13 protein-coding genes are annotated in these 11432 nt (G+C 46.3%); 10 read left to right on the top strand and 3 right to left on the bottom strand.

The window, feature by feature from the left end:
• Positions 1 to 45 precede the first annotated feature (45 nt).
• From A3GW_RS11255 to A3GW_RS0107610, 10 genes are all read left to right on the top strand, one after another.
• A complete protein-coding gene (locus A3GW_RS11255; protein ID WP_473965404.1) occupies positions 46 to 1398 on the top strand; it encodes a Spy0128 family protein in 1353 nt (450 codons plus the stop codon).
• A gap of 632 nt (positions 1399 to 2030) precedes the next feature.
• Complete coding sequence (locus A3GW_RS0107650) at positions 2031 to 2933, top strand: hypothetical protein (RefSeq protein ID WP_018368703.1); 903 nt, start codon at positions 2031 to 2033, stop codon at positions 2931 to 2933.
• A 138-nt stretch (positions 2934 to 3071) separates the two neighbouring features.
• Positions 3072 to 3410, top strand: coding sequence for a DUF2500 domain-containing protein (locus tag A3GW_RS0107645; RefSeq protein WP_018368702.1), 339 nt, complete (start codon positions 3072 to 3074; stop codon positions 3408 to 3410).
• Positions 3411 to 3485: 75 nt separating this feature from the next.
• Complete coding sequence (locus A3GW_RS0107640) at positions 3486 to 3959, top strand: 8-oxo-dGTP diphosphatase (protein ID WP_018368701.1); 474 nt, start codon at positions 3486 to 3488, stop codon at positions 3957 to 3959.
• 58 nt (positions 3960 to 4017) lie between these two features.
• Positions 4018 to 4794: a class I SAM-dependent methyltransferase gene (locus A3GW_RS11960; protein ID WP_018368700.1), complete on the top strand. Its 777-nt coding sequence runs from the start codon at positions 4018 to 4020 to the stop codon at positions 4792 to 4794.
• 9 nt (positions 4795 to 4803) lie between these two features.
• Positions 4804 to 5628, top strand: a complete 825-nt coding sequence (gene mutM, locus A3GW_RS11955; RefSeq protein WP_018368699.1) for a DNA-formamidopyrimidine glycosylase — start codon at positions 4804 to 4806, stop codon at positions 5626 to 5628.
• 151 nt (positions 5629 to 5779) lie between these two features.
• A complete protein-coding gene (locus A3GW_RS11885; protein WP_018368698.1) occupies positions 5780 to 5923 on the top strand; it encodes a hypothetical protein in 144 nt (47 codons plus the stop codon).
• Positions 5924 to 6013: 90 nt separating this feature from the next.
• Entirely contained in the window at positions 6014 to 6616 is a 603-nt protein-coding gene (gene coaE, locus A3GW_RS0107620; protein ID WP_336884519.1) for a dephospho-CoA kinase, read from the top strand.
• A 129-nt stretch (positions 6617 to 6745) separates the two neighbouring features.
• On the top strand, positions 6746 to 8257 hold the full coding sequence (locus tag A3GW_RS0107615; protein ID WP_018368696.1) for a helicase HerA-like domain-containing protein: 1512 nt from the start codon (positions 6746 to 6748) through the stop codon (positions 8255 to 8257).
• Between the two features lie 9 nt (positions 8258 to 8266).
• Complete coding sequence (locus A3GW_RS0107610) at positions 8267 to 9007, top strand: lysophospholipid acyltransferase family protein (protein WP_018368695.1); 741 nt, start codon at positions 8267 to 8269, stop codon at positions 9005 to 9007.
• A 44-nt stretch (positions 9008 to 9051) separates the two neighbouring features.
• Here the strand turns inward: A3GW_RS0107610 and A3GW_RS0107605 are convergent, their stop codons facing one another.
• The 3 genes from A3GW_RS0107605 to A3GW_RS10955 are packed head-to-tail and all read right to left on the bottom strand — an operon-like array spanning position 9052 to position 11412.
• Positions 9052 to 10287, bottom strand: coding sequence for a hypothetical protein (locus A3GW_RS0107605; RefSeq protein WP_018368694.1), 1236 nt, complete (start codon positions 10285 to 10287; stop codon positions 9052 to 9054).
• On the bottom strand, positions 10280 to 11113 hold the full coding sequence (locus A3GW_RS0107600; protein ID WP_018368693.1) for a glycosyltransferase family 8 protein: 834 nt from the start codon (positions 11111 to 11113) through the stop codon (positions 10280 to 10282). The genes A3GW_RS0107605 and A3GW_RS0107600 overlap by 8 nt, the downstream gene beginning before the upstream one ends.
• A complete protein-coding gene (locus A3GW_RS10955; RefSeq protein WP_018368692.1) occupies positions 11113 to 11412 on the bottom strand; it encodes a LapA family protein in 300 nt (99 codons plus the stop codon). The genes A3GW_RS0107600 and A3GW_RS10955 overlap by 1 nt, the downstream gene beginning before the upstream one ends.
• Positions 11413 to 11432 lie beyond the last annotated feature (20 nt).

Raw genomic sequence — 11432 nt, 5'->3', positions numbered from 1 at the left:
TTCAAGAACAAATACCAAGCTAAATCAACGACTGCACAACTTAGTGTGACTAAAGTATTGACTGGACGTGAGTTGAAGGCAGATGAGTTCTCCTTCACCTTAATCAATGCTGATGGTGAAGAACTAGAGACAGTTAAAAATACTGCTACAGGTGTGGTTGCCTTCTCTACCTTAACTTATGTTACTCCAGGTGAGTTTACTTACACGATTAAGGAAAATAAAGGTGAAGTCGCTGGTGTAACCTATGATGAAAAGACAATCGAGGCCACAGTAAAAGTGGTTGATGATGGTCAAGGTCAATTAAAAGTTGAACAGATTACTTATAAGAACGACGATAAGACCTTCAAAAATACCTACACCACAGCACCAGCTAAAGCAACTATTCAAGTAGCGAANTCATTGACTGGACGTGAGTTGAAGGCAGATGAGTTCTCCTTTACGCTGACAGATGAGTCTGGTAAAGAGATTGAGACCGTAACAAATGATGGTGATGGCAATGTTGTCTTTGGTGAGCTGACTTTCGATAAAGCAGGGACGTACACCTACAAGGTAAAGGAAGTCAAAGGCACAGATTCCGAGATTACTTACGATACTAAAGAATTGGCTATTACTGTCACTGTAACAGATAATGGTCAAGGTCAGTTGGTAGCGGTGGTTGATTACCCTGCTGAAAAACAGTTTGTCAATGAGTATGTGACAACGACCACTACGGCAAGCACAACTCCAAGTACGACCGAGTCTACAACGACTACGACGGAAAGTACAACTCCAAGTACGACCGAGTCTACAACGACTACGACGGAGAGTACAACTGCAAGCACGACCGAGTCTACAACGACTACGACGGAGAGTACAACTCCAAGCACCACTGAGTCTACAACGACCACTACGGAAAGTACAACTGCAAGCACGACTGAGTCTACAATGACTACGACGGCAAGTACAACTCCAAGCACGACCGAGTCTACAACGACCACTACGGAAAGTACAACTCCAAGTACCACCGAGTCTACAACGACCACTACGGAAAGTACAACTCCAAGCATGACCGAGTCTACAACGACTACTACGGCAAGCACAACTCCAAGCACGACCGAGTCTACAACGACTACGACGGAAAGTACAACTCCAAGCACGACCGAGTCTACAACGACTACGACGGAAAGTACAACTCCAAGCACGACCGAGTCTACAACGACTACGACGGAGGGTACAACCATGACCACTGTATCAACATCAGGAGGAGTGACAACAACTAATGTTACCCCTAAAGGTGGTTCTTCTCGTCGTCGAGTGACTCTACCTAGCACAGGAGAAGCAAATGGTGGTTTGTTNATTGTTCTTGGTACGGTAGTTCTAGCAGCAGTAGGCTATGGGCTTAAACGTCATCGTCGCTAGATGATAGCTTGAGTTTCTTTGTCCTGTATTAGCTGATGAAGAACCATAGACTNCTGAGTCTAGGGCAACAGTCTANCTGACTCAAACAAAAAAGCAACGGCATCAAATCCNTTGCTTTTTGCNNCTCTTTGTCAACTGTAANGGTGACTTATTATGAACAACAGGAGAGGACCATAGTGGTCTTCTCTTTTTGTTTGTTTTAAATTTTTAGGAAACAAGCTAAAATGGTCTCTTCCCAGACCGTTTTACTATTCAAAGCGAAGTAGATGGCTTCTTGAAATTAGCATTTTTTGATAACTAAAGTGATTATGCTTGATGTCTTTGATCAGGCTGTTATGGCGCGGTTACTAGAGAATTAACTAACCATGCATAATAACCATTTAGTTTGGGAGCTGATTTGAATAGCTTATTGAAATGTTCTCTAGGTATTAGAATCTCTTTTAAAGTCCTATAATAGAAAACGTAAGGAGGTAGTTTATGATTCCCTTTTATTATGAGTTAAAAGGCAACATTTTCAGATTTGACACTTAGCAAGTCTTTTTCCATGTCACTCTCCTGTCTTTTACTGCCAAATATCTATACAAAATTAATCGAATATGATATAATGAAAGCGATTAACAAGGAGGAAAAAGATGATTTTTTTGACCAACGACCGTTTGCGGGTAGAGATTTCAGAACCTGGGGAGCGACCAAACGATACCCATCGTTTTGATCGTGCAGGCTATATTTCAAATGTTGTTTTGGATGGAGATACTCATTTTGGGGCTAATGAGCCCATGAACCTCAGGCATCCATCGTCAGGTGGACGAGGATTATGTTGTGAGTTTAGTGCTGATTTTAGTCAGGGCACTGAGATTGGTGAGTATTTCCCCAAATTGGGTGTTGGCTTGATTAAGCAAGATTCTAATCAGGGCTACCGTTTTGACTACACTTATCCTGAGGTGACGCCTTATCCTGTTAGCTTTACTCATACGGCTACCTCTGCGGAGTTTGTCACAGAAGCTCTGCCATGTCGCGGCATCGCCGCGACTATCCGTAAAACCATCACGATTGAGGACAACAGGCTGATTTTGGAAGGGGAAATCACCAATGTTGGCGAGAATGTGATTGAGACTGAGGAGTACTGCCATAATTTCCTCAGCATTGATGGTATGGCGATTTCGCCTGACTACCGTCTGGAATTGCCTGACATGCCAGATCTTGGGACGGAGCGCCTAGAGGGCTGGGGTGGTTACGACCATAATAATTTTATCGCGGATGGTCGTGCTATTCGCTTTGACAAGTGCGAGACCGATGTGTCGCTTAGTGTCTTGTCAACTGAAGGAATCGCTGAGCAGGACACTTTTACGTGGAAGTTGCTGCATCAGGGAGCCAAGGCGAGTGTGACAGGGATTGACAGTGTCAAACCGACCAGTCTCTTGCTCTGGGCGACCGACCATATCGTCAGTCCAGAAATCATTCAGACGATTCGCATTGCTCCAGGTGAAAGTCACCAGTGGAAACGTTGTTGGATTTTTGAAGCCCAAGAGCGCTAATAACTTCAATCGCGCGAGACAATATCATGCTGGATAGCGGTAGAATAGGCTTAGCACCGCTTGTCTTCGATTTTTCGAGACGGACTGAAGCTGACCATGGAGGAGGCACCTTGTAAAGTTGCTTTTTAGGAGGTTGTGATGACAGACTTTATCTTTTACTACTTTCATCTCGTTCCCTTTGCTATATTTGCTATCATACTAGCTATTTTTGGTTTTCAGTTGATTCGCTTTTTGTTCCAATGGCAGAGCGATAACCAAGCGGAGCGCTTGACGAGAGGAGCTTGTCTAGTGACCAAGCGTCAGCAGGTGAGGGGAACCAACAATGCTTACACCTACTACTATGTCACCTTTGAATTTGCTGATAAGACCCGTCAGGAATTTCGGGTCAAAAGCACCGATTACGGTCAGCTCGCGGAAGGTGATGAGGGGGAGTTAACCTATCAAGGCACACGGTTTGTAGCGTTCAAGAGAATATAACGGTACTGCTGACCAGAGCAATCTGGTCAGTTTTATGGTATCATAAGTATGAGATAAAGGATAAGGGAGAAGATTATGCCAAGAAGTCAAGAAGTCATTTTAACCAATATGTGTTTGATAGAGGACGCTGAAGGACGCTTTGTCATGCAAATTCGCTCACCAGAACGCTATGCTTGGTCTGGCGCCGCCCTACCGGGCGGACACATTGAGTCCGGAGAAAGCCTGCATGAAGCCGTTGTCCGAGAAATCAAAGAAGAAACAGGGTTAACCATAGTTAATCCTAAATTGGTGGGGGTCAAGCATTTTCATACCCGAGATGACGGTACCCGTTACTTAGTCTTTCTTTACCGAACGACAGAGTTTACGGGAGAGCTTCGCTCATCTGAGGAAGGTGAGGTTGTTTGGGTGAACCGTGACGATATTGCCTCAGGTAGGGTAGAATTGGCGGACTCTATGGATGATTTGTTGACCTTTTATTTCAATGATGCCCACTCAGAACTCTACTATGAACGAGATGCAGACGGGATCTTGCAGCGGATTTTCTTTTAACTAACTTGTTCCTAGTGAACTCTACTCAATTAAAATCATAAGAAAGTGAGCAGGACGCATGACAGATGTTGTTGCTTATAATAAGGACCGCTGGGATCGGGTGGCGAAAAAGCGTGGCAATGCCTACACTCAGCCGATTAGTCATGAGGCATTGATGGCTGCTAAAAATCAGCCACTCGAGGTATCCTTGACTGTTGGTAAAACGGTACCTCAGGCGTGGTTTGATCGGCTGAAAGGTAAAAAAGTGCTGGGTTTGGCTTCTGGTGGCGGCCAGCAAGGTCCCCTTTTTGCACTTCATGGCTATGATGTAACCATCATGGATTATTCCAAGGAGCAGTTAGCCTCTGACCGTTTGGTGGCAGAGCGTGAGGGATTGACCATCAAGACTGTTCAGGCGGACATGACCCAGCCCTTTCCCTTTGAGAATGAGGCCTTTGATTTGGTTTTTTGCCCAGTATCTAATGTCTACATTGAGGACTTGACCAACTTGTGGCAGGAATGTTACCGTGTCCTCAAACCAGGCGGTCTCCTCATGGTGGGCTATATGAACCCTTGGGTTTACATGTACGACGGTGATGTGGTTTGGGACATGCCAGAGGAGGAGCCCTTGTTAACCTATCCGCTACCCTTTAACGCAAGAGAGTTGGAACAGGATGGGCGGTTGACCATCAACCCTGATTACGGTTACGAATTTAGCCATACCCTTGACGAGCAGATTGGTGGTCAGTTGCGTGCTGGTTTTGCCATGATTGATTTTTATGAGTCAAAAAATAGCCAGCATCGTCTGTCAGTCTATGGCAGTGATTATTTGGCCAATTTAAGCATCAAGTTATAAAGGAGTATTATGCCAGAATTACCAGAAGTGGAGACGGTCAGACGAGGCTTGGAGCGCTTGGTGGTCGGTCGTCGGATCGAGTGTGTGAGGATCCGCTATCCGAGGCTGGTTGTGACAGACCGTGATGAATTTGTCGCTAGTTTGACTGGTGCGACCATTGAGCAGATGGGGCGTCGGGGCAAGTACCTGCTGTTTGGTCTCGGTCAGATGACCATGGTGTCTCACTTGCGGATGGAAGGCAAATGGTTGCTCTTTCCATCTGACCAAATCCCTGATAACAAGCATTTTCATGCTTTTTTTGACTTAGATGGCAATGAGACCCTCGTCTATCAAGATGTCCGTAAATTTGGCACGCTGGAATTGGTCAGAACAGCTGATCTGCTCGGCTATTTTACCAAGAAAAAGTTAGGACCAGAGCCTAAAAAGGGCGTCTTTGCCTATGCGAGCTTTGAGCGGGCGGTAGCTGCTAGTAAAAAGCCTATCAAACCGCTCCTGTTGGACCAGTCTCTGGTGGCGGGTCTGGGCAATATCTACGTGGACGAAGTGCTTTGGGCGGCGAAGGTGCATCCTGAGCGTGTAGCTAGCAGTCTGAAAAAAGCTGAAATCAAGCGTCTACATGATGAGACCATTCGGATCTTGCAGCTGGGGATTGAAAAGGGAGGCTCGACTATCCGAACCTATCGCAACGCCTTGGGCATGGACGGGACCATGCAGGAGTACTTGCAGGTCTATGGGAAGACGGGGCAGCCCTGTGACAGATGTGGACGGGACATCGTCAAAATCAAGGTGGCAGGTCGGGGCAGTCATTTTTGTCCCAAGTGTCAAAGGCGATAGACTTATTTCAGTAGTTGCTATAAAGTGTCAGAAATCAGCTGAGAATAGCATGCCAGGAGTAGTTTTGTCAGCGTGTCCTTGCCTTGTCAGTTGAAAAATATCCGAAATTATGATATAATAATCTTGTAAAATTTATCAGGAGGTCTTGATTATGGTAGACGTTTTCAATTTTGGCGCTTTTAGTATTCTTGCCATTATTATGGGAATTTTATCCTCAGCGCTGTCTGTTTTTATCGCGGCTCACATCGTCCGCTATGTTTTCCGCGATGTGATTAAGAAATTTTTGGAGAGCTAAACGGGAAAAGTGTAAGTTATGATGGCAGGGGTTAGGGAGTTTATTTCCCTAGCCTTTTGTGGTACAATGAAAGAAAAACAAGGAACGATTATGGCAAGGGTTATTGGACTAACAGGTGGGATTGCCTCTGGGAAATCGACGGTGAGTGCTTACTTGAGGCGCCAAGGTGTAGCAGTGGTTGATGCCGATCAATTGGTGCATAACTTGCAGGCCAAGGGAGGCAAGCTCTATCAGGCGTTGGTTAACCATTTTGGGTCAGGGATACTGCGTTCTGATGGCGAGCTTGATCGTCCGAAGTTGGCGGAATTGATTTTTTCCAGTCCAGAACAGTTGGCGACGTCCTCTGAGCTACAGGACGAGATTATCCGTCAGGCCTTGGTAGAAGAGAAAGCCCGCTTGGCTGCGCTACATGATGTGGTGGTGCTGGATATTCCGTTGCTTTTTGAAAAGGGATACGCTAGCTGGTGCGATGAGGTCTGGCTGGTGGCGGTCGATGAAGAGACCCAATTACAACGTCTCATGGCCCGCAATGGTTATACGCTAGCCCAAGCTCAAACACGTCTACAGAGTCAGATGTCGCTGGCTGAGAAGCAAACGCGCGCTGACCGAGTGATTGACAACACAGGGGACTTGTCAGCGACCTACGCACAGGTTGACCAGCTCTTGCAGGCATTGGCGAAGGGGAGGTGTTAAACTCTTCTCATTCATCGTCCCAATGATGCTTAAGAGACGGTGATCTCGTACGGTTGTCTAACCAACCTGACAGATGATTACTCGACAAGAGCCTATCTGCTCTGCAATTGTCCAAAAAAGGAGACTAAAATGACACAACTAACCATCGCTAAGGGAACTAATCCCGTTGCCCTCCAGCTCAATATGCTCAATCGTCACGGTTTAATCGCTGGTGCGACTGGAACGGGAAAAACGGTGACCCTCAAGGTTCTTGCTGAACAGCTGAGTCAGGCTGGCGTGCCTGTTTTTCTGGCAGACGTCAAGGGCGATTTAGCCAATTTGGCGCGTGAGGGTGAGGTAACGGAAAAGCTGGCTGAACGCTTGACCAAGCTAGGCTTGACTGACACTTATGAGCCAAAGGCTTTTCCAGTTCGCTTATGGGATGTGTTTGGTGAGGCTGGTGTACCTGTTCGGACGACCATCTCGGAGATGGGACCGACCTTGCTGGGGCGTCTTCTCAACCTCAACGAGACCCAAACGGGCATCCTCAACATCGCTTTTAAGGTGGCTGATGACCGTGGTTGGCTCTTGATTGACCTCAAAGACTTACAGGCTTTGTTACGGGAAATAGCAGAGCAGGCTAGCCAGTATTCCCAGGACTATGGGCATATTGCTAAGGCTTCTGTTGCTGCCATTCAGCGCAGTCTTTTGGTCTTGGAAGAAGAAGGTGGCGATATCTTCTTTGGTGAGCCTGCCTTGGATTTGCTTGATTTTATGCAACGCGATCGTGATGGTCAGGGCGCCATCAACATTCTCAATGCGACTAAGTTGTTTCACTCCCCTAGTCTGTATGCGACTTTTCTCCTTTGGTTATTGGCTGAGCTGTTTGAAAACCTGCCTGAGGTGGGGGACTTGGATAAGCCTAAGCTGGTTTTCTTCTTTGATGAGGCTCACCTGCTCTTCAAAGATGCCCCAAAAGTCTTTGTTGATAAGGTGGAACAGATTGTCCGCTTGATCCGTTCCAAGGGTGTCGGCATTTTCTTTATCACACAAAATCCGCTAGATTTGCCTGAGATGATTTTGGCACAACTGGGTAACCGTATCCAACATGCCCTGCGTGCCTATACGCCAAAAGAACTCAAAGCAGTCAAGACGGCAGCTGAGACCTTCCGTCAGAATCCAGACCTTGATGTGGCGACGGCTATTACAGAGTTGGCAGTCGGGGAAGCCTTGGTATCTTTCCTCAACGAGCAAGCTCAGCCGAGCATGGTTGAGCGAGCTTATATCTATCCGCCTCAGTCAAGTTTTACCCCATTGACTGCTCTGGATGTTCAAGGCTTGGTCAATGCTTCGCCATTTACCGACAAATACGCCGAGAGCCTTGACAGGGAGTCGGCTTATGAGCTTCTAGAGCAAAAAGTTGCCCAAGCCAGTGCCGAAAAAGCGGCGCAAGAAGAGGCTAAAGCAGCTGAGAAGGCCGCTAAAGCTCTTGAAAAAGAGCAAGAACGCGCACGCAAAGAAGCAGATAAAGTTGCTCGTGCGGCTGCTCGTCGCCCAAAATCAGCTGTTGAAAAAGCTGCCGATAGTTTTATCAATTCTGCAGTCCGCGCGGTTGGACGTGAGTTGGTCAGAGGTATTTTTGGTAGCCTTAGAAAACGATAAGGAGATCTGATGTTTTACACTTATTTACGCACCCTCGTGGTTTTTCTGCTTTGGGTGCTCAACGGCAATGCCCACTACCACAATGAAGACAAAATTTTAGATAAAGACGAGAACTATATCCTGGTTGCTCCGCATCGCACGTGGTGGGATCCAGTTTATATGGCTTACGCTGCCCGTCCAAAACAGTTTATTTTTATGGCAAAAAAAGAGCTGTTTAAGAATCGCATGTTCAATTGGTGGATTCGCATGTGTGGCGCCTTTCCCATAGACCGCGAAAATCCTAGTCAGGACGCTATCCGCTACCCTGTTAACATGCTCAAAAAAAGCAACCGATCCTTGCTCATGTTTCCATCAGGAAGCCGTCATTCAAAAGACGTCAAAGGAGGCGTTGCAGTCATCGCCAAGATGGCAAAGGTGCGTATCATGCCTGCCAGTTACCGTGGTCCCATGACCATAAAAGGGCTCTTGGCTGGTGAGCGTGTCGATATGAATTTTGGTGACCCTATTGATATTTCTGACATCAAACGGATGAATGATGACGGTATCGCTGAAGTGACAGCACGTGTGCAGGCTGCCTTTGATCAATTGGATGCCGAAAATGCAACTTACGATGACGGTAAGAAAGCTTCAGTGTTGACCTACTTGATTCGTATCCCAGCTTTGTTGATTGGTTTGGTTCTTATTTTACTAACCTTGATTTTTAGCGGTATTGCTAGCTTTGTCTGGGATCCTGATAAGAAATTTAAGTAGAGTATCAACAAGCCCCGCTAGGTTTTAGCGGGGTTTTATCATTATTAAACTTGTTGACCTAAAATCATTTGGCTAACCACACGACTGTTTGGGTTTTGGTACTCTCGCTCAAGGTAGGCTTGATAGGCACCTGGTGTCAAAATCCCATGGCTATCTAAAATATCTAGACCTGTGCTACCAACGATGTCATCAATCAACTGCACGCAGTTAGTTGTCATCACAAAGTAAGTTTTATATTTGCCAGACGTGAACTTATAGGCATGGGCGCCGTAGGTGCTCACCATTTGCCCTAGATAGCTGGTCTTTTGGTTAGCTGTTTTTGGGGAAAATGGCAGAGCTTTTTCTAAAAGTTTGTCCAGATTAGCTTGTACAGCTCTTTTTTCATCGGCTGTTAAAACCAAGCCGTAGCCAAAGACGGCCCGCCAGCCATCAGCCTTGAGGCTGGATTTGTATTGGTCAACAGGTAGGGTCATCAAGACGCCATCACCGATAGCTTCAAACAAGCGGTGGCTATCGACGTCGTGGTTACCGTAACTATAGATTTGCCCGTTAAAAGCAATGTCGACATGCCCCATCATCTCAAACCCTCGTCTGGCGGTATGAATCCAGATTTCTAAGTCAACAGGTTGACTGAGGTCACCGAAATAGTAGGGCTGGCTTCTCTCTTTTGCTAAGTAGCTGTTAACCTTGTTGAGTGCTGTGACAGGAATAAGGGCGGTTAGAAAAATAGGTAGCCCCAACCGTTGACGTCTAGCTGTTGGCATTACCTTTCCAAAATCAAATTCCAAGCCGTCGCGCCAGCTATTGCCCCCTAAGAACATAAGATACCAACCGATGATGGTGTAAAGGCTGGATAAGAAGAAGCGACGATAGCTTAAAATGAGCCCTGCCACCAGTAGGTGCACTAAGGCGCTAAGCAGGTAGGAGTAGCGACCGCTGAGTTGCTCATGAAAAAGTAAGCGAGCATGAATCAAGAGAACTAAGCCGAGAAGAAGTTGGTAAAAAGCGATAATAATCGCAAGAAATCGTGTCGGAAGAATCGGTGCGGTTAAAAAGAGTGCCCCTATCAAGAGATTTAAAAAGATTTGCAGGATAGCGATGAGCCCTTTTTCAGCTAGGTTGGATTTAGCCGTCAGTAGGGTCTGTCCCATCATCGCTAAACCACCCAAGGCAAAGAGAAGCGACGAAAATTGTTCTTGCCAAAGGATAAACCCCAGCCCGAATCCGATTAGCCCTAACCCAGTGAGGTAGTAAGTTTTAGCATTGTAGCGTTTAGTCACGGTCGGCTCTCCTTGTCAGGTGCTGGTAATGCTTATAAAGACCAGAAAAAATGTTGCGATAGCTAGGTTTCCACGGTTTATCTCGCCCACAAAAATGAAGGAAGACGGTATTTGCCATCACCCAATCCAAATCCCATTTGCCCAAACTTTTAGCTGCGTAAATGAGGTGATACCGGGTATCAAAATTATAAATCTGGTCTGGAATTAGCGTGATGTGGTGACCATAAAGAGCGGTTAGCACATCTTGGTCAGGCAAGAAGAGCAAATTCTGCCGTGCAGCGATGTAGGTCATGATGTCTTCACGTTTCACCATCTGACGGATTTTTGTCAGATTCATTAACAGGACACCGGAGTTAAAATAATTTTTAGACTCATAATCTCCTAAACGTAGGCGATTGAGCACATCGGTGACATTAGCATCCTCCGTATGACTGGCAGCCGCATAAAGTTGCTCACCCAGGTCAAGGTCGTAGAGAGCCGTCACTGGATTGATACAGAGAATGTCAGCATCAAGGTAGAGAATCTTGTCCAAATCATCTGGCAGATACTCGTGCGCTAAAAGACGATAATAGATGGTCTCAGGGTAGCGGTCGGTTGTCGGAGCATCTGCGAACGCTCCTTTATCAATGACCAGCGCATGGTAGGAAACGCCTAGTTTACGACAAAAGACCTCAACCTCAGGTTCCTTACTGAGTCGAGGTTGCTGTAAGAGGTAGACATGAAGGTCACGGTCAGGCGTCTGTTGGACCAGAGAAAATAGGGTGACCTTGAATTGGTCGACATAACTGTCATTGATGGAAAACAGTAGATTTAGTACAGGTCTCATTAGTTATAGTCACTATCTGTTAAATTTAGTCTCTCGGTATTGTTTAAGGCAACTGTCAGTTCTTGTTTGTCCTTGGTCAGTTGCTTAAGCTGCTGTTTAAGGGTCATTTGTTTAGACAGCCCTAGCAGGTATTGTCCGATAAAACCCACTAAGACCGAGCCTAAAATCACTAAAATTAAAGGCATTCGGAAACGCCCAAAGAGGTAGTTGACCACCACCTCCTGACGGTTGACCAGAGCCAGAACCGTTGTCAGTACCATCAGAGCCAGCAAGAGCCAGAGATTGAGTTGTTTTTTCATAAGAACCTCCTTTTTCTTTT

Origin of the sequence: Streptococcus entericus DSM 14446 (genome assembly GCF_000380025.1) — a bacterium.
GTDB lineage: Bacteria > Bacillota > Bacilli > Lactobacillales > Streptococcaceae > Streptococcus > Streptococcus entericus.
The sequence above is the reverse complement of the archived record's forward strand: the minus strand, read 5'-3'. Positions and strand labels throughout refer to the sequence as shown.

What these genes read in the sequence shown, in the direction of transcription:
- A3GW_RS0107615 (WP_018368696.1), top strand. Translation starts at nt 6,746, where the DNA reads ATGACACAACTAACCATCGCTAAGGGAACTAATCCCGTTGCCCTCCAG.
- A3GW_RS0107640 (WP_018368701.1), top strand. Translation starts at nt 3,486, where the DNA reads ATGCCAAGAAGTCAAGAAGTCATTTTAACCAATATGTGTTTGATAGAG.
- A3GW_RS10955 (WP_018368692.1), bottom strand. Translation starts at nt 11,412, where the DNA reads ATGAAAAAACAACTCAATCTCTGGCTCTTGCTGGCTCTGATGGTACTG.
- mutM (WP_018368699.1), top strand. Translation starts at nt 4,804, where the DNA reads ATGCCAGAATTACCAGAAGTGGAGACGGTCAGACGAGGCTTGGAGCGC.
- A3GW_RS0107650 (WP_018368703.1), top strand. Translation starts at nt 2,031, where the DNA reads ATGATTTTTTTGACCAACGACCGTTTGCGGGTAGAGATTTCAGAACCT.
- A3GW_RS0107600 (WP_018368693.1), bottom strand. Translation starts at nt 11,113, where the DNA reads ATGAGACCTGTACTAAATCTACTGTTTTCCATCAATGACAGTTATGTC.
- A3GW_RS11960 (WP_018368700.1), top strand. Translation starts at nt 4,018, where the DNA reads ATGACAGATGTTGTTGCTTATAATAAGGACCGCTGGGATCGGGTGGCG.
- A3GW_RS0107645 (WP_018368702.1), top strand. Translation starts at nt 3,072, where the DNA reads ATGACAGACTTTATCTTTTACTACTTTCATCTCGTTCCCTTTGCTATA.
- A3GW_RS11885 (WP_018368698.1), top strand. Translation starts at nt 5,780, where the DNA reads ATGGTAGACGTTTTCAATTTTGGCGCTTTTAGTATTCTTGCCATTATT.
- A3GW_RS0107610 (WP_018368695.1), top strand. Translation starts at nt 8,267, where the DNA reads ATGTTTTACACTTATTTACGCACCCTCGTGGTTTTTCTGCTTTGGGTG.
- coaE (WP_336884519.1), top strand. Translation starts at nt 6,014, where the DNA reads ATGGCAAGGGTTATTGGACTAACAGGTGGGATTGCCTCTGGGAAATCG.